Source organism: Streptomyces sp. NPDC102490 (assembly GCF_044765285.1).
Classification (GTDB): Bacteria; Actinomycetota; Actinomycetes; order Streptomycetales; family Streptomycetaceae; genus Streptomyces.
The window spans coordinates 314,701-332,291 of the sequence record NZ_JBIWJU010000002.1 but is presented as its reverse complement, the minus strand read 5'-3'; the positions used below and the strand labels follow the sequence as shown (position 1 = coordinate 332,291).

The window sequence follows — 17,591 nt, the reverse complement described above, 5'->3', positions numbered from 1 at the left end:
CGCGACCGTAGGTGCACATACGTGCGGGGACCGGGCGTCGCGGTGAACGCAGGGTGAACCCGAGGAATCCGCCGGGGAATTGCGGCTACGTCTCGATCCCGCCTTGACGCGCCGCCGCCCGCGTGCCAGACCCTGCACAAGATCACAAGCCGGGCCCGCTAACCTTACGTGTCCGTCCTGGCCAGGGATTGACGGCACCAACTCACTCGAAGGGTTGCGCACATGGGCATTCTCACTCTCCTGCGGAACGCGTTCGGCCGCTCACGCAAGGAACGGACCGCACAGACGGAGGGTGCGACGCAGGAGACGGCACCGCCGGTCACCGAGCCGGAGCCGAAGCTCCCGTCCCAGCCCACCGCGCCCCCGGAGCCGGCCGGGACCCCGGACCAGCCGGAGTCCTCCCAGATCCCCGAGCCCCGCTCGGAACCCACCCCCGACGAACACGACCTCGTCAAGGCCGCCTTCGCCAACGTCACAGTCCCCAAGCCGACAGAGCGCACGACCGGGCCCACGGAGCCGACCTCACCCCCGGAACCGAAGCCCACCCCGACGCCGGAACCGGACACGACCCCCGCGGCCGAGACGGCGCCCCCGGCGGCCAAGCCGACCCCGGAAGCCGAGACGGCCCCGGAAGCCGGGGCAGCCCCCGAGCCGGAGCAGAAGCCCGAGGCCAAGACCGACCCGGAGACGGAGCCTGAGGCACAGCCCAAGGCCGAGCCCGAAGCCGAGGTAGAGCCCGAGCCCGAGCCCGAAGCCGGGGCAGAGCCTGAGGCCGAAGCCGGGGCAGAGACCGAGGCGAAGCCGAAGGCCAAGGCGGAGCCCGAACCCGAGCCCGAGGCGGAGCCCGAAGCCGAGGCGGAGCCGAAGGCTGAGTCGGCCGGCACCCCGGGACCGGCAGCCGCCGATGGCGAGGACGCCCCGCAGGGGCCACCCGCACCCGACGACGAAACCAGCACGGGCGGTGCGGGTGGGAACACTGACGCCGAAGGCGCAGCCGAGGCGTCGAAGCCCACCGACCAGCCGGAGGCACCCCGTGGGGACACGGACGCCGAAGGCGAAGCCGAGGCGTCGAAACCCGCCACCCCCGCCACAGCGCTCCGCTCCCGCGCCCCCGCCCTCACCACCGCCTACAAGGCAGCAGGCACCGCCCTCAAAAAGCACCACCTCACCGGCGCCCGCGCCAAACTCCACCTCGTCCTCGACCGCTCCGCCTCCATGCGCCCGTACTACAAGGACGGCTCCGCCCAGGCCCTCGCCGAGCAGACCCTCGCCCTCGCGGCGCACCTCGACCCCGAGGCCACGGTCCCCGTCACGTTCTTCTCCACGGAAGTGGACGGCACCGGCGAGCTGACCCTCACCGACCACGAGAACAAGATCGACGAGCTGCACGCGGCGCTCGGCCGCATGGGCCGCACCAGCTACCACGCCGCCGTGGAGGCCGTGCTCGCCCATCACACCGAGAACGACGCCCCCGGCACCCCCGTCCTGGTGGTCTTCCAGACCGACGGCGCCCCCGACGCCAAGACCCCCGCCACCCAGGCCCTCACCAAGGCGGCCGCGGACCACCCGAACGTCCACTTCTCCTTCGTCGCCTTCGGTGACCCGGAGAACAAGGCGTTCGACTACCTCCGCAAGCTCAAGACGGGCAACGCGTCGCACTTCCTGGCCGGCGAGACCCCCAAGGAGCTGACCGACAAGGAGCTGTACGAGGGCGTACTGGCGACCTGGCGCCCGTAGCCGGGCGCAGCGGCCGCACGCACGGCCCCTCGGGGGGTGGACGAAGGGGAACCCCTCCGTCCACCCCCCGAAACGCGTGTGAGTCGATCTCCACGCGCCCAGTAGGATTTCGCCCATGGCGGCCACTGGAACCGAGAAGCAGGGGGCGAAGGCGTACTACGTCTCGACCCCCATCTACTACGTCAACGACGCTCCTCACCTGGGCCACGCCTATACGACCGTCGCAGGCGACGTGCTCACCCGCTGGCACCGCCAGCGCGGCGAGAAGGTGTGGTACCTCACCGGCACGGACGAGCACGGTCAGAAGATCATGCGGACGGCCGAGGCGAACGGGGTCACCCCGCAGGCCTGGGCCGACAAGCTCGTCACGGAGTCGTGGAAGCCCCTGTGGGAGCACCTCGACATCGCGAACGACGACTTCATCCGCACCACGCAGAAGCGGCACACCGACCGCGTCCAGGAGTTCGTGCAGGACCTGTACGACAAGGGCGAGATCTACAAGGGCGGCTACGAGGGCCCGTACTGCGTGGGCTGCGAGGAGTACAAGCTCCCCGGCGAGCTGCTCGACGGCGAGGGCGAGTACGCGGGCCAGAAGTTGTGCCCGATCCACAAGAAGCCGGTGGAGATCCTCAGCGAGGAGAACTACTTCTTCAAGCTCAGCGAGTACAGCGAGAAGCTGCTCGCGCACTACGAGGCCAACCCGGGCTTCATCCAGCCCGAGTCCGCGCGCAACGAGGTCGTGAATTTCGTCCGTCAGGGCCTCCAGGACCTCTCCATCTCCCGTTCGACCTTCGACTGGGGCGTGCCGGTCCCCTGGGACGACAAGCACGTCATCTACGTGTGGGTCGACGCCCTGCTGAACTACGCCACGGCGGTCGGTTACAACGAGAACCCGGAGAAGTTCGAGTCGACGTTCCCGGCCGACGTGCACCTGGTCGGCAAGGACATCCTCCGCTTCCACGCGATCATCTGGCCGGCCATGCTGATGGCGCAGGGCCTGCCGCTGCCCGGGAAGATCGCCGCGAACGGCTGGCTGATGGTCGGCGGCGAGAAGATGAGCAAGTCCAACCTGACCGGCATCAAGCCGCAGGACCTGACCTCGCACTTCGGCGTGGACGCGTACCGCTGGTACTTCCTGCGCGCGATCGCGTTCGGCCAGGACGGCAGCTTCTCCTGGGAGGACTTCTCCGCCCGCTACATCAGCGAGCTGGCCAACGACTACGGCAACCTCGCCTCCCGTGTGGCGGCGATGGTCAACAAGTACTTCGGCGGCGCGCTGCCGGCCGCGACGGCCGACGGGGACGCGGAGCGGGCGATCCACGACGGCCTGGCCACGGCGGTCGCGGCGGCGGACCGGAAGATCGGCGAGGAGCTGGACTTCCAGGGCGGCATCCTGGCGGTGTTCGACTTCGTCAAGCAGGTCAACGGCTACATCACCGAGCAGGAGCCCTGGAAGGTCGCGAAGGACGACAGTCCGGAGGGCAAGGCCCGCCTGGCGACGATCCTCTACACGGCCGCGGAGTCCCTCCGCGCGGTGGCGGTCCTCCTGAACCCGGTCATGCCGGACACCTCCCAGAAGCTCTGGGACTCCCTGGGCGCCGAGGCGTCCCTCGGCGGCATCGCGGACCAGAGGGTCCAGGACGCGGCCGACTGGGGCCGGCTGCCGGCGGGCTCGACGGTCACCAAGGGCGCGGTGCTCTTCCCGCGTCTCGAGGAGAACCCCACCGCGTAGGGCGTGTGCCGCATGTCCAGAGGGCCCGGGAACATCGTTTCCCGGGCCCTCTGAGCGTGGGCCCGCACCGTCCCCGGTGCGTCCGACGTGGCGCTTCGCGGCCGTCGGGTGGACCGTCGGCGGATGGGTATAGGTCAGGGGACGGCAGGCCTATGGGTGGGGGCGATGGGGGAATCGGGACAGGTGCGGCCGGAAGCGGCGCAGCCGGACCAGGCTCGGCCGGACGCGCCCACGGACACCGCCGCGATCCGCAACGAGTTCGCCCTGGAGCGCTACCGGTACCTGCTGCAGCAGATCCACGCCGTGAACGAGAACGCGCACCGCTTCCTCGCCCTCTACCAGACCCTCGCCACCGCACTCGTCACCGCGGCGCTCGCCCTCTTCGTCGGGTACCGCAAGTGGGACCTGACGGCAGACACCGCCCGAGGCGGGGTGATCGGCCTGCTGACGCTGGTGACGGTGGTCGCCGCCTTCACCGGCACGCTGATCGTGGTGGGGGCACTCGCCTGGATCGACTACCGCAACGAGGAGTGCGACATCACCGACGAGATCGTCGGGCCCGGCTTCCGCAAGCGTCCCCGGCCCGGCAATTTCCTGCGCTGGTACGAGACGTACGTGGTGCTCTTCATCCTCGTGTCGGTGCTCACCATGTGGGCGCTCGCCGCCGTGTTCCTCCTGCCCTCGATGAGGTGACCGTCCCCCGTGACCGAGCACGTCCACACGAGCACGACCCTGTGGCAGAACACCCTGGCCGCACGTCCGGACGCCGACCCGCACGCCGTACAGCGGGAGCGGCTGCGTACGTCGTACACGGAGTTGCGGAGGAAGGCGGCCGTCCTCCTGGAGGAGAACGCCCGCAGCATGCCCGACTTCACCGTGCACGACGTCAGCCACGTGGACGCGTTGTGGGAGACGGCCGATCTCGTCTGCGGCGACGAGGTCACCCTGAATCCGGCCGAGGCCTATGTCCTGGGTGGTGCGTTCGTGCTGCACGACGCGGCGATGGGGGCGGCCGCCTACGGGACGACCGTGCCCGAGGCCCTGGGTGAGCAGCGGTGGCACGACCTCGTGTCCCTCGCCTACTACGAGCGGGAGGGCTGCTGGCCCGACCGGGACGAGCTGGACGATCCGCCCGCGGGGATCGCCGAGGCCTGTGTGGCGACCGCGATCCGCGAAACCCACGCGGAACAGGCGAAGCGGCTGGTGGACCAGCCGTGGCGGTCGAGCGCGGGGAACGAGATCTTCCTCATCGAGGAACTCCAGCTGCGGGAGTGGTACGGCCCGCTGATCGGCGAACTCGCGGCCAGTCACTGGTGGCCCGTGGACCGTCTCGCCGGGGAGTTCCGGCACCCGATCGGTTCCCTGCCCTGGCAGCCCAGCGAGTGGATCATCGAACCGCTCAGACTGGCCTGCATCCTGCGGCTCGCCGACGCCACCCAGGTGGACAGCCGGCGCGCACCCGGCTTCCTGTTCTCCCTGCGGCGGCCGCGGGACGGCTCGCGCGAGCACTGGCGGTTCCAGGAACACATCAGCCGCCCGTACCGGAAGGGCGACCGGGTCACCTACAGCTCACTGCGGCCGTTTCCCCCGCAGGACGCCACCGCCTGGTGGCTGGCGCTGGAGTACCTGCGCGGCATCGATCACGAGCTGAAGGCCGTCGACGCCCTCCTGCACGACCTCGGCCGGGATCGGCTCGCGGCGCGCGCCGTCGCCGGTGTCGACTCCCCGGAGCGCTTCGCGGAACTGTTCCGGGTGCAGGACTGGCGGCCCATCGATGCGACCGTCAAGGTCTCCGACATCCCCGCCCTGGTCGGCACGCTCGGCGGGCAGCAGCTCTACGGGGACGAACCCGAGGTCGCCCTGCGGGAGCTGATTCAGAACGCCCAGGACGCCGTGTTGGCCCGGCAGACGCTGCAACCCGACTTTCCGCTCGGGCGGGTGGAGATCCGGCTGTCCGAGAACGACGGGGACTGGTTCCTGGAGGTGCGGGACTACGGCACCGGCATGGACGAGGACACGCTGGTCCACGGTCTGCTCGACTTCGGGACCAGCGGCTGGAGTTCCACGAGCGTGCGCAATCGGCTCCCCGGGCTGGCCGACGGCGGTTTCCGGCCCAGCGGCCGCTTCGGTATCGGCTTCTTCTCCGTCTTCCTGCTCGGCGACCAGGTGGAGCTGATCACCCGGCGCTACGACGCCTCGCTCGCAGACGCCCGTCGCCTGACCTTCGACGGCCCCTCCCACCGGCCCCTGCTCACGCCCGTCACCGGCCAGGGCTGGGTTCCCGAAGGCACGACGGTGCGGGTCAGGCTCAGGACCAGCCCCTACGCGTCCAAGGGGTTGTTCAGCCGGGCCTACGACGAACGGCTGTCGCAGCTCGCCCAGCGCCTCGTCCTGGAAAACGCGGTACCCCTGCACACCTGGGAGCCGGGAGCCACCGACCCGGAGATCCTCGCACCGTTCTCCCTGGCGTCCGGGTCACCGGAGGAGGTGTTCGACCGCCTGTACCCCCCTCAGGCAGCCAAGGGGCGTGCCGGGGAGGAGAAGTTCCGTCTCCGGATGCGCGACGATTTCGTCAGCAGGGCCACGGAAGTGCGTGACGACAAGGGGCAGCGCATCGGGATCGCCATGCTGTGGAGCAGCATGCTGCACCAGGGCCAACGTGACTACCCGGGCACGGTGACGGTCAACGGTTTTCTCTCCGACACCTCGGTCTCGTTCGCGGGTTACCTCGCCGGACAGCCGAGCCGGGCATCACGTGACAAGGCCCCGCTGGTCGCCAGCCGGAGTCAGATGCGGCAGTGGATGCGCACCCAGGAGCAACGCCTGCGCGGCGCCGGACTTTTCGACGACTCGCTCCAGCTCGAACTCGCCTACATCCTGCACTGCGCTCTCCACCCGCTCGCCGACGACGTCGCCTTCGCCCTGACGTCACAGGGGGTGCTTCGGCTGTCCGACGTGCGCGAGTGGGCAGGACGGCGCAACGACATCTTCGTGGGGTTCGGGTGGCCCCTCACCTGGCGGACGCGTCCGCCCGAACTCTGCCATCGGGTGTCCGGAGACCGGGTCCGCATCCCCGACAACTGTGTCTTCATCCTTCAGTACGGCTTCACCTCCCCCCTGTCGGAGGTGTTTCCGTCCACCGCGCATCGGGACATCGCCTACGAGTTCGCCCGCGACCACGCCACGCTCACCTGGCAGAAGCACTGGTGGCGCATGTCGGACGACCTGTACGGCCTGTTCGTGCGCACCCTCTGCGAGGTCTGGTCCTGCACGCTCGAGTCCCTCCTGGCTCCTCTGGAACGGCGCGACTGGTCGGACAGCGTCGACGTGGGCGACGAAAGCCTCGGTCCCGTGCCCGGCTACCACTTCCGCCGCCCGCAGGGCAGCTGAGGCGCACCACGTAACACGCTCGCTACAGCAAGGGGCCGGGGAATGACCGGCTCTTCTGCCCGGCCCCTCGGTTTGCGAAGATCGCTGCAGAGTGGTCCGACGTCCGGCCACCACCGCTCTACGTGGGGGGACTTTCCATGGCACTGTTCGGCAACGCGCACAGCATCGATCCGGGTCAGGCGCAGCAGGAGTACGCGCGTCTGCTCGGTCAGGGCGAGCAGGTGCACGCCGCCTACCTGCTGATACGCGACACCATCCTGTTCACCGACCGCCGGCTGATCCTGGTCGACAAGCAGGGCATCACGGGCAAGAAGACCGAGTACCACTCGATCCCGTACCGCAGCATCACGCACTTCGCGGTGGAGACGGCCGGCCACTTCGACCTGGACGCCGAGCTGAAGATCTGGCTCTCCGGCTCCCCGGCGCCCATCCAGAAGACGTTCACCAAGGGCGTCGACATCTACGAGGTCCAGGCGATCCTGACCCAGTTCGTGGCGCGCTAGACCCGCGCCACGAACCCCGCCCACGCCTCCGCCGCCAAGGCGAGGCGTGGGCCCGCGTCGTGCCGTCGGTGGGCTGCGGGTTACTTCGGCTGCGGCTTGCGGACCGTCAGGTGCAGTTCGCGCAGGCGGGTCTCGTCCAGCTCGGTGGGGGCGCCCATCATCAGGTCCTGGGCGTTGCCGTTGAGCGGGAAGGCAATGGTCTCGCGGATGTTGGGCTCGTCGGCCAGCAGCATGACGATGCGGTCGACGCCCGGGGCGATGCCACCGTGCGGCGGGGCGCCGAAGCGCAGCGCGCGCAGCATGCCGGCGAACTCGCGCTCGACGGTCTGCGCGTCGTAGCCCGCGATCTCGAAGGCCTTGAGCATGATCTCCGGCTCGTGGTTCCGGATGGCGCCGGAGGACAGCTCGACGCCGTTGCAGACGATGTCGTACTGCCAGGCCAGGACGTCCAGCGGGTCCTGGTTCTCCAGGGCGTCCATGCCGCCCTGCGGCATCGAGAAGGGGTTGTGGGAGAAGTCGATCCTCCCCGTCTCCTCGTCCTTCTCGTACATCGGGAAGTCGACGATCCAGCAGAACCGGAAGACGTTCTCCTCGAAGTGGCCGGCGCGCTTGGCGGCCTCGACGCGGACCGCGCCCATGATCTTGGAGACCTCGTCGAACTCGCCCGCGCCGAAGAACACCGCGTGGCCGGGGGCCAGGGAGAGCCGCTTGGTCAGCTCCGCGACGTTCTCCTCGGTGAGGAACTTCGCGATCGGGCCGGACAGCTTGCCGTCCTCGCCGACGCGGACCCAGGCCAGGCCCTTGGCGCCCTGCGCGACGGCGTAGTCGCCGAGCTGGTCGAAGAACTTGCGGGGCTGCGCCGAGACGTCCGGGACGGGCAGCGCGCGCACGTGCTTGCCGGCGAAGGCCTTGAACTCCGAGCCCTCGAACACGTCGGTGATGTCGACCAGCTCCAGCTGGGCGCGCAGGTCGGGCTTGTCGGAGCCGTACTTCAGCATCGCCTCGCGGAACGGGATGCGCGGGAACGGGGAGGTGACCTCGCGGCCGTTGCCGAACTCCTCGAACAGCTCGGTCATGAGCTGCTCGATCGGGCGGAAGACGTCCTCCTGCTCGACGAAGCTCATCTCGACGTCGAGCTGGTAGAACTCGCCCGGCGAGCGGTCGGCGCGGGCGTCCTCGTCGCGGAAGCAGGGCGCGATCTGGAAGTACCGGTCGAAGCCCGAGATCATCAGCAGCTGCTTGAACTGCTGCGGCGCCTGCGGGAGGGCGTAGAAGCGGCCCGCGTGCAGGCGGGAGGGGACCACGAAGTCGCGGGCGCCCTCGGGGGAGGTGGCGGTGAGGATGGGCGTCGCCATCTCGTTGAAGCCGAGGGCCACCATCTTGCTGCGGATCGAGGAGATGACCGACGTGCGCAGCATGATGTTGCGGTGCATGCGCTCGCGGCGCAGGTCCAGGAAGCGGTACTCCAGGCGCCGCTCCTCGTTGACCCCGTCCTCGGTGTTGATGGTGAAGGGCAGCGGCTGGGCGGCGCCGAGCAGCTCGACCTCGCCCACCTCGACCTCGACCTCGCCGGTGGGCAGGTCGGGGTTGATGTTCTCGGCGCCGCGGGAGACGACCCGGCCGTCGACCCGAACGGTCGATTCCTTGGTCAGCTTGTCCAGCGCCTCGTACGCCTCGGTGCCCGGACGGGCGACGAGCTGCGTGATGCCGTGGTGATCGCGCAGATCGATGAAGAGGATGCCGCCCAGGTCGCGCCGATTGTGCAGCCAGCCACTCAGTCGGACGTCGGTGCCGACGTCAGAGGAGCGGAGCTCGCCGCAGGTGTGGGACCTGTACCGATGCATCGTCGTTCATCCAGCCTTCGCGGATCGGGGAAGTGTTTCGCGTTTCACGTGAAACAACCCCAGCGTACCGGGCGGCCACCCCTGCGATCCTCCCCCTTTCCCGCGGGCGAGCGGTGGCAGCGTGCGATCAGATCTTCTTAAAGTGGGGCAATGCGCACTGGTGAGCCCCTGCCCGAGGTGGGGGACGTCCTCGCCTCCCTCGCGACCGGACTGTGGCACTGGGACACCGCCACCGGTGAGGTCGCGGTGGACGCGGAGGCCGCCCGCCTGCTCGGGCTGCCCGCGGAACGGGCGTGCCTCAGGGAGGCGCAGGTCAGGGCCCGGCTGCACCCGGTGGACTGGAACGAGATCACCGGCGTGGTCCAGCTCGCCGTCGCCGAGGGCACCCTCGCCGAGGTCCGGATCCGGATCATGGACGAGCAGGGCCATGTCGTCCGGGTCGTACGCAGCCGCTCCAAGCCGTCCTTCGACTCCGAGCGCAAGGCATACGACCTGATCGGCACCCTTCAGGAGGTCGCCGAACCGCGGCCGGGCACGCCCGCCGGGCGCAGCGCGGTCACCGGGGAGTGGCGCCGCTCGCGGGAGGCGTTCCTGCTGGACGCGGGGCGGGCGCTGGCCGAGGCGCGGTCCACCGAGGAGGTGCTGCGGGTGGCGGCCGGGCTGTCGATGCCGGGCTTCTCCCCGGACGGCCTCGCGGTGTTCGGGGTCTCGGGCGACCGTCTCACCGTCATCGGCCACCACGGGCAGCCCGCGAACGAGAGCAACCCGTTCGTGGACATGTCGCTGGACACCGCCTACCCGGCGGCGGAGGTGGTGCGTACCGGCCGCGCGGTCTACCTCTCCTCCCCGGAGCAGTACCGGTCCCGCTACCCCATGACCTGGTCGCTCGCCGAGCGCTTCGGCCGCCGCTCCTGGGCCTATCTGCCGCTGACCGTGGCGGGCCGCACGATGGGCGCCTGGATGGCCGCCTTCGCCTATCCGGTCGCGTTCACGCCGGACGAGCGCTCCGTGCTGACCACGGTGGCCCGGATGCTGGCCCAGGCCCTGTCCCGGGCCGGTGCCGCGGAGAACCAGCGGGAGCTGACCGAGGGGCTGCAACGCTCGATGCTGCCCCTGCTCGGCCCGGAGATCCCCGGCATGGACCTCGCCGCCCGCTACGTCCCCACCGGCGGCGGCCTCCAGGTCGGCGGCGACTGGTACGACATGATCCCGCTGCCCGGGGGCCGCTTCGCGCTGGTGATCGGCGACGTCCAGGGGCACGACGTGCGCGCGGCCGGGCTGATGGGCCAGCTGCGCATCGCCCTGCGGGCCTACGCCTCCGAGGGCCACCGTCCCGACGCGGTGCTCGCCCGCGCCTCCCACTTCTTCCACAGCCTCGCCACCTCCGAGGACGACCCCGGCGACCTGCGCTTCGCGACCTGCTACTACGCCGAGGTCGACCCCGCCACCGGCACCCTGGAGAGCGCCCGCGCGGGGCACCTGGACCCGGTGGTGCGGATGGCGGACGGGACGGCACTGATCCTCGCCACGGCGGGCGGACTGCCGCTGGGCATCGACCCGGACTCCGACTACCCGACGACGCGGCTGGCCCTGGAACCCGGGGACACCCTGATGCTGTGCACGGACGGCCTGGTCGAGACCGGCGGCCATGATCTGCAGAGCGGCTGGCACCGGCTGCGGGTGATCCTGGAGGAGCACACCGGCGGCCTGGAGGAGCTGGCCGACGCGCTGGTCCAGGCCGTGCACGGACCCTCCTCGCACCACACCACCGGGCCGCTGGCCGACCGCCGGGAGGACGACATCGCGCTGGTGCTGCTGTGCCGGCAGGGCGAGGGCTGCGGCTGCGGCGAATCCACCGCGACCCGGGCGCCGGTGCGCCGCACGATGCTGTCGGTCGCCCAGTCCGAGCCCGCCCGGATCGCCACCGCCCGGCAGCACCTGCGCGACCTGCTGCACGACTGGCCGGTCGAGGAGCAGCGGGACGCGGCGGTCCTGCTGCTCTCCGAGATGCTGACGAACGTCCTGGTGCACACCGACACCGACGCCCTGCTCGTGGCCGAGGTCGCCGGGGAGCCGGGCGAGCGACGGATCCGGGTGGAGGTCACCGACAACGGCGACGACCTGCCGCACAAGCGCAGGCCGGGGGAGATGGCGTCCTCCGGGCGCGGCCTGATGCTGGTCGAACTGCTCGCGGACGCGTGGGGCGTCGCCCCGCGCGGCGAGGGCAAGAGCATCTGGTACGAGCTCTACGAGTCCCCCGACCCGGACGACGGCTCCGGCCCCGCGGCCGGCCCGGAGGCGGGACCGGTGGCGTCCGAGGCCCCGTAACGCCCCTGGAGTTCGTGCACGACCCCGAACGCCGCCGCGGTCAGGGGCACGGCGAGGAGCATGCCCAGGATGCCCGCCACCGACGCCCCCGCGGTGAGCGCCAGCAGCACGACGGCCGGGTGCATCTGCACCGTGCGGCTCTGGATCATCGGCTGGAGCACGTGTCCCTCCAGCACCTGCACGGCCAACACCACGCCGAGGGCCCACAGCGCGATGACGAACCCCCGGTCGGCCAGCGCCACCAGCACGGCGACGGCACCGGAGATGAAGGCGCCGAGGTAGGGGATGTAGGCGCCGACGAAGACCAGCGCCCCGAGCCCGACCGCGCCGGGGACGCGCAGCACGAGCAGCCCGACGGTGATGCAGAGCGCGTCGATGAGGGCGATCAGGGTCGTGCCCCGCATGAAGCCCTCGACGGCCCCGAAGGCCCGCCGGGACATGGCCTCGACCGTGTCGGCGGCGCCGGGCGGGGCGAGGGCGCGCACCGTGGAGACGGCCCGGTCGGAGTCGCGCAGGAAGAAGAAGACGAGCAGCAGGGCGAGTACGGCCATGGCCAGCATCTCGCCGACGACGCTGATCCCGGTCAGCACGCCCGAGGCGGCCGTACCGCCGAACCTGCCCAGCAGTTCGCGCGCGTTGGAGGCCACGTCGTCCAGCGAGGTCCCGGCGGCGCCGAAGTGGTCGGCGACGCCCTTGGCGGCGTCCCGCAGCGAGGCGACGATCTGGTCGCCGGTCTCGACGAGCGCGGAGACCACGATGTACACGGCGGCGCCGACCACGGCCAGCACGGCCACGCAGGTCAGCCCGGCGGCCAGCGACCGCTGCACATGGGCCCGCACCAGCCGCGCGTGCAGCGGCCGGAGCAGGGCGGTGCCGAGCAGCGCGAGCAGCGCCGGTGTCACCGCGGTGCGGAACTCGACGCAGAGCCGGATGGCGACGTAGCCGACACCGCTGGCGAGCAGGATGACGGCGCACCAGGCGGCGAACCGCCGTACCGGACCGGGGAGCAGCTGCACGCCTCCACCCGATCACGCGCCGGGCGGGCTGTCCTGTGCGGACGGCCCGCCCGGGTGACGCGCCGTCAGGCCGCGGGGCCCTCGCCCGACATGCCGTGCACGGCCGGGACGGTGCCGAGGCGGCCCTTCTGGAAGTCCTCGAAGGCCTGCATCAGCTCGTCCTTGGTGTTCATCACGAACGGGCCGTAGTGGGCCATCGGCTCCCGGATCGGCCGGCCGCCGAGCAGCACGACCTCCAGGTCGGGGGTGTGCGCGTCCTGCTTCGCGTCCGCGCGGACGGTCAGCGAGCCCCCGGCGCCGAAGACGGCGGTCTGCCCGAGGTGGACCGGACGCCGCTCGGCGCCCACGGACCCGCGCCCGGCCATGACGTACGCCAGGCCGTTGAAGTCCTCCCGCCAGGGCAGGGTGACCTCGGCACCCGGCGCCAGCGTCGCGTGGACCATCGTGATCGGCGTGTGCGTGATGCCGGGGCCGTCGTGCCCGTCCAGCTCACCGGCGATGACGCGCAGCAGCGCGCCGCCGTCGGGGGAGGTGAGCAGCTGGACGGAGCCGCTGCGGATGTCCTGGTAGCGGGGGGCCATCATCTTGTCCTTGGCCGGCAGGTTCACCCACAGCTGGAGCCCGTGGAAGAGACCGCCCGACATCACCAGCTGCTCCGGCGGCGCCTCGATGTGCAGCAGGCCCGAGCCCGCCGTCATCCACTGGGTGTCGCCGTTGGTGATGGTGCCGCCGCCACCGTTGGAGTCCTGGTGGTCGAAGATCCCGTCGACGATGTAGGTGACGGTCTCGAAGCCGCGGTGCGGGTGCCAGGGCGTGCCCTTGGGCTCGCCGGGCGCGTACTCCACCTCACCCATCTGGTCCATCATGATGAACGGGTCGAGGTGGCGGTAGTTGATCCCGGCGAACGCGCGGCGCACCGGGAAGCCCTCGCCCTCGAAACCGCTGGGCGCGGTCGTGACGGTGAGCACGGGACGCGCGACGGCGTCGGCGGGCGCGGATACGCGGGGCAGCGTCAACGGGTTCTCGACGGTCACGGCGGGCATGTCGACCTCCTCGGGCGGCGTACGCCCACTTTAGTTGAGCATTGAACTTCTTGCCACCTGGAACCACGAGAGCCCGGAGGGCATTCCCTCCGGGCTCCCGGACATCCGCTCGGCGGCCGCTAGCCGTACATGCGGCGCATGGCGAAATCGACCATCTGTTCGACGGCTTTGGCGTCGAACACCATCCGGTGCTCGCCCTCCATGTCCAGGACGAAGCCGTAGCCGGTCGGCAGCAGGTCGATCACCTCCGCGCCGGTGATCACGAAGTACTTCGACTCCTTGCCCGCGTACCGGCGCAGCTCCTTCAGCCCGGTGAACATCGGGATCACCGGCTGCTGGGTGTTGTGCAGCGCGAGGAAGCCGGGATTGTCGCCGCGCGGGCAGTAGACCTTCGAGGTCGCGAAGATCTGCTGGAAGTCCTCGGCGGACAGCTGGCCGGTGGTGAAGGCGCGCACCGCGTCCGCGAGCGAGGGCGGGGACGGCTCGGGGTACAGCGGCGGCTGCTGCCCGTATCCGCCGCCCATCGGCTGCTGCGGCGGGGCGTACTGCTGCTGCTGTTGGCCCGCGGTCTGGTCGTAGCCGTACATGCCGCACAGAGTAACGAGTAACGAGTCACAGATGGGCGGCTCGGGGTTGCTTCTTATTACCGACGGGTAGCATCATCGGAGCTACTAGTTGGTACGTGTACGGATGCGAGGAGCGAGTGCCTCGCCGATCTCTCAACGGAGCCGTCGCCATGGGGCACTACAAGCCGAATCTCCGGGACATCGAGTTCAACCTCTTCGAGGTGCTCGGCCGCGACAAGGTCTACGGCAGCGGCCCGTTCGCGGAGATGGACACGGACACCGCCAAGAGCGTCCTCGAGGAGCTGACCCGCCTCTCCGAGAACGAGCTGGCCGAATCCTTCGCCGACGCCGACCGCAACCCGCCGGTCTTCGACCCGGAGACCAGCACCGCGCCGGTCCCGGCGTCCTTCAAGAAGAGCTACCAGGCCTTCATGGACTCCGAGTACTGGCGGCTCGGCCTGCCCGAGGAGATCGGTGGCACCACCTCGCCGCGCTCCCTGATCTGGGCCTACGCGGAGCTGATCCTCGGCGCCAACCCGGCCGTGTGGATGTACTCCTCGGGCCCGGCGTTCGCCGGCATCCTCTTCGAGGAGGGCAACGAGGTCCAGAAGCACATCGCCTCGATCGCCGTCGAGAAGCAGTGGGGCTCCACCATGGTCCTCACCGAGCCGGACGCCGGTTCGGACGTCGGCGCCGGCCGCACCAAGGCCGTGCAGCAGGAGGACGGCTCCTGGCACATCGAGGGCGTGAAGCGCTTCATCACGTCCGGCGAGCACGACATGTCGGAGAACATCCTCCACTACGTCCTCGCCCGCCCCGAGGGAGCAGGACCCGGCACCAAGGGCCTGTCCCTCTTCCTCGTCCCGAAGTACGAGTTCGACTTCGAGACCGGCGAGCTGGGCGAGCGCAACGGCGTCTACGCCACCAACGTCGAGCACAAGATGGGCCTGAAGGCCTCCAACACCTGCGAGATGACCTTCGGCGACCGCCACCCCGCCAAGGGCTGGCTGATCGGCGACAAGCACGACGGCATCCGCCAGATGTTCCGGATCATCGAGTTCGCCCGCATGATGGTCGGCACGAAGGCGATCTCCACCCTCTCCACCGGCTACCTCAACGCCCTGGAGTACGCCAAGGAGCGCGTCCAGGGCCCCGACCTGGCCAACTTCATGGACAAGTCGGCCCCCAAGGTCACCATCACGCACCACCCGGACGTGCGCCGCTCCCTGATGACGCAGAAGGCGTACGCCGAGGGCATGCGCGCCCTGGTCATGTACACCGCCTCGGTGCAGGACGAGATCCAGATCAAGGAGGCGAACGGCGAGGACGCCTCGACCGAGCACGCCCTCAACGACCTGCTCCTGCCGATCGTCAAGGGCTACGGCTCGGAGAAGGCCTACGAGCAGCTCGCCCAGTCGCTCCAGACCTTCGGCGGCTCCGGGTTCCTCCAGGAGTACCCGATCGAGCAGTACATCCGGGACGCCAAGATCGACACCCTGTACGAGGGCACCACGGCGATCCAGGGCCAGGACTACTTCTTCCGGAAGATCGTCCGCAACCAGGGCGCCGCGCTGAACTCGCTCGCCGAGGACATCAAGAAGTTCCTGGCGCTCGCCACCGGCGGCGAGGAGCTGTCCGGCGCCCGCGAGCACCTGGCCAAGGCCGCCGTCGAGCTGGAGGCCATCGTCGGCCTGATGCTCACCGACCTCGCGGCCACCGAGCAGGACGTCAAGAACATCTACAAGGTGGGTCTCAACACCACCCGCCTGCTGCTCGCCTCCGGCGACGTGATCGTCGGCTACCTGCTCCTCAAGGGCGCCGCCGTCGCCGCCGAGAAGCTGCCGACCGCGTCCGCCAAGGACAAGGCGTTCTACACCGGCAAGATCGCCGCCGCGAAGTTCTTCGCCGCGAACGTCCTGCCCGGCCTCACCCTGGCCCGCAAGGTCGCCCAGGGCGTCGAGCTGGACCTGATGGAGCTGGACGAGGCCGCGTTCTAGGACGGGTCCCGCACCACAGTCCGTTCCGCAGACCCCCACGAGGGCCCGCTCCCGCCAGACGGGAAGCGGGCCCTCGTACGTCGTTAAGGTGAACCCCATGAGCGCACCCTCCCGCTTCGACCGCGGCCACACCGACGACCTGATGACCTTCCTGTCGGCGAGCCCGACGCCGTACCACGCCGTGGCGAGTGCCGCCGAGCGGCTGGAGAAGGCCGGCTTCCGCCAGGTCGCGGAGACCGACGCCTGGGAGGCGACGAGCGGCGGCAAGTACGTGCTGCGCGGCGGTGCGATCGTCGCCTGGTACGTCCCAGAGGGCGCCGCGGCGCACACCCCCTTCCGCATCGTCGGCGCCCACACCGACTCCCCCAACCTGCGCGTCAAGCCCCGCCCGGACACCGGGGCGCACGGCTGGCGCCAGGTCGCCGTGGAGATCTACGGCGGCCCGCTGATGAACTCCTGGCTCGACCGCGACCTGGGCCTGGCCGGCCGCCTCTCGCTGCGCGACGGCTCGACGCGCCTGGTGAACGTGGACCGCCCGCTGCTGCGCGTCCCGCAGCTCGCCATCCACATGGACCGCGCCGTGTCCACGGAGGGCCTCAAGCTCGACAAGCAGCGCCACCTCCAGCCCGTCTGGGGCCTGGGCGACACCGTGCGCGACGGCGATCTGATCGCCTTCCTGGAGGAGGAGGCGGGTCTCGCCCGCGGCGAGGTCACCGGCTGGGACCTGATGACGCACTCCGTGGAGCCCCCGGCGTACCTTGGCCGCGACCGGGAGCTGGTGGCGGGCCCGCGGATGGACAACCTGCTGTCCGTGCACGCCGCGACGGCCGCGCTGGCCGCGGTCGCGTCCTCGGGCGGCGACCTCCCGTTCATCCCCGTGCTGGCCGCCTTCGACCACGAGGAGACCGGCTCCCAGTCGGACACCGGCGCCGACGGACCGCTGCTCGGCACGGTGCTGGAACGCTCGGTGTTCGCGCGCGGCGGCTCCTACGAGGACCGGGCGCGCGCCTTCGCCGGCACCGTCTGCCTCTCCTCCGACACGGGCCACGCCGTCCACCCCAACTACGCGGAACGGCACGACCCGACGCACCACCCGCGCGTCAACGGCGGCCCCCTCCTCAAGGTCAACGTCAACAACCGCTACGCCACCGACGGTTCGGGCCGCGCGGTGTTCGCCGCCGCCTGCGAGAAGGCGGACGTCCCCTTCCAGACCTTCGTCTCCAACAACGCCATGCCGTGCGGCACCACCATCGGCCCCATCACCGCGGCCCGGCACGGCATCAGCACCGTCGACATCGGCGTGGCCATCCTGTCGATGCACAGCGCCCGGGAGTTGTGCGGCGCCGACGACCCGCACCTGCTGGCCAACGCGCTGGTGGCGTTCCTCCGGCCGTAGACCGGAACGCGGAACACCGCCCCACGGCATGAGGGTTGA

12 protein-coding genes are annotated in these 17,591 nt (G+C 70.5%); 8 read left to right on the top strand and 4 right to left on the bottom strand.

Annotated features, from left to right (window positions below; all coding sequences use genetic code 11):
* Positions 1–222: 222 nt before the first annotated feature.
* The 5 genes from ACIRGB_RS04970 to ACIRGB_RS04950 all read left to right on the top strand — a co-directional run bounded on the left by ACIRGB_RS04970 (position 223) and on the right by ACIRGB_RS04950 (position 7,362).
* Positions 223–1,737, top strand: coding sequence for a VWA domain-containing protein (locus ACIRGB_RS04970; protein ID WP_403858695.1), 1,515 nt, complete (start codon positions 223–225; stop codon positions 1,735–1,737).
* Between the two features lie 115 nt (positions 1,738–1,852).
* Complete coding sequence (gene metG / locus ACIRGB_RS04965; protein WP_403858693.1) at positions 1,853–3,469, top strand: methionine--tRNA ligase; 1,617 nt, start codon at positions 1,853–1,855, stop codon at positions 3,467–3,469.
* 165 nt (positions 3,470–3,634) lie between these two features.
* Positions 3,635–4,162: a hypothetical protein gene (locus ACIRGB_RS04960; RefSeq protein ID WP_403858691.1), complete on the top strand. Its 528-nt coding sequence runs from the start codon at positions 3,635–3,637 to the stop codon at positions 4,160–4,162.
* Positions 4,163–4,171: 9 nt separating this feature from the next.
* On the top strand, positions 4,172–6,859 hold the full coding sequence (locus ACIRGB_RS04955) for an ATP-binding protein (RefSeq protein ID WP_403858689.1): 2,688 nt from the start codon (positions 4,172–4,174) through the stop codon (positions 6,857–6,859).
* A gap of 137 nt (positions 6,860–6,996) precedes the next feature.
* The gene (locus ACIRGB_RS04950; RefSeq protein ID WP_403858687.1) at positions 6,997–7,362 is read left to right on the top strand and encodes a PH domain-containing protein; all 366 of its coding nucleotides are present in this window, start codon (positions 6,997–6,999) and stop codon (positions 7,360–7,362) included.
* 80 nt (positions 7,363–7,442) lie between these two features.
* Here the strand turns inward: ACIRGB_RS04950 and aspS are convergent, their stop codons facing one another.
* The gene (gene aspS / locus ACIRGB_RS04945) at positions 7,443–9,206 is read right to left on the bottom strand and encodes an aspartate--tRNA ligase (protein ID WP_403858685.1); all 1,764 of its coding nucleotides are present in this window, start codon (positions 9,204–9,206) and stop codon (positions 7,443–7,445) included.
* 150 nt (positions 9,207–9,356) lie between these two features.
* On the opposite strand from aspS, the gene ACIRGB_RS04940 reads away from it, so the two are divergent.
* Positions 9,357–11,534 (top strand): SpoIIE family protein phosphatase, encoded by a 2,178-nt coding sequence (locus ACIRGB_RS04940; RefSeq protein ID WP_403858683.1) that lies wholly within the window; start codon positions 9,357–9,359, stop codon positions 11,532–11,534.
* Here ACIRGB_RS04940 and ACIRGB_RS04935 read toward each other — a convergent pair.
* The 3 genes from ACIRGB_RS04935 to ACIRGB_RS04925 all read right to left on the bottom strand — a co-directional run bounded on the left by ACIRGB_RS04935 (position 11,453) and on the right by ACIRGB_RS04925 (position 14,180).
* Positions 11,453–12,550: an AI-2E family transporter gene (locus ACIRGB_RS04935; protein ID WP_403858681.1), complete on the bottom strand. Its 1,098-nt coding sequence runs from the start codon at positions 12,548–12,550 to the stop codon at positions 11,453–11,455. The two genes, ACIRGB_RS04940 and ACIRGB_RS04935, sit on opposite strands and share 82 nt — an antisense overlap.
* Before the next feature lie 65 nt (positions 12,551–12,615).
* Positions 12,616–13,593, bottom strand: coding sequence for a pirin family protein (locus ACIRGB_RS04930; RefSeq protein WP_403858679.1), 978 nt, complete (start codon positions 13,591–13,593; stop codon positions 12,616–12,618).
* Between the two features lie 119 nt (positions 13,594–13,712).
* Positions 13,713–14,180 carry an SseB family protein gene (locus ACIRGB_RS04925; protein ID WP_403858677.1) on the bottom strand — a complete coding sequence of 156 codons (468 nt, stop codon included), beginning with the start codon at positions 14,178–14,180 and terminating at the stop codon, positions 13,713–13,715.
* Between the two features lie 149 nt (positions 14,181–14,329).
* Here ACIRGB_RS04925 and ACIRGB_RS04920 point away from each other — a divergent pair, with 149 nt between their 5' ends.
* Together ACIRGB_RS04920 and ACIRGB_RS04915 are read left to right on the top strand one after the other, a co-directional pair.
* The gene (locus tag ACIRGB_RS04920; protein ID WP_403858675.1) at positions 14,330–16,156 is read left to right on the top strand and encodes an acyl-CoA dehydrogenase; all 1,827 of its coding nucleotides are present in this window, start codon (positions 14,330–14,332) and stop codon (positions 16,154–16,156) included.
* 97 nt (positions 16,157–16,253) lie between these two features.
* Positions 16,254–17,552 (top strand): M18 family aminopeptidase, encoded by a 1,299-nt coding sequence (locus ACIRGB_RS04915; protein WP_403858673.1) that lies wholly within the window; start codon positions 16,254–16,256, stop codon positions 17,550–17,552.
* Positions 17,553–17,591 lie beyond the last annotated feature (39 nt).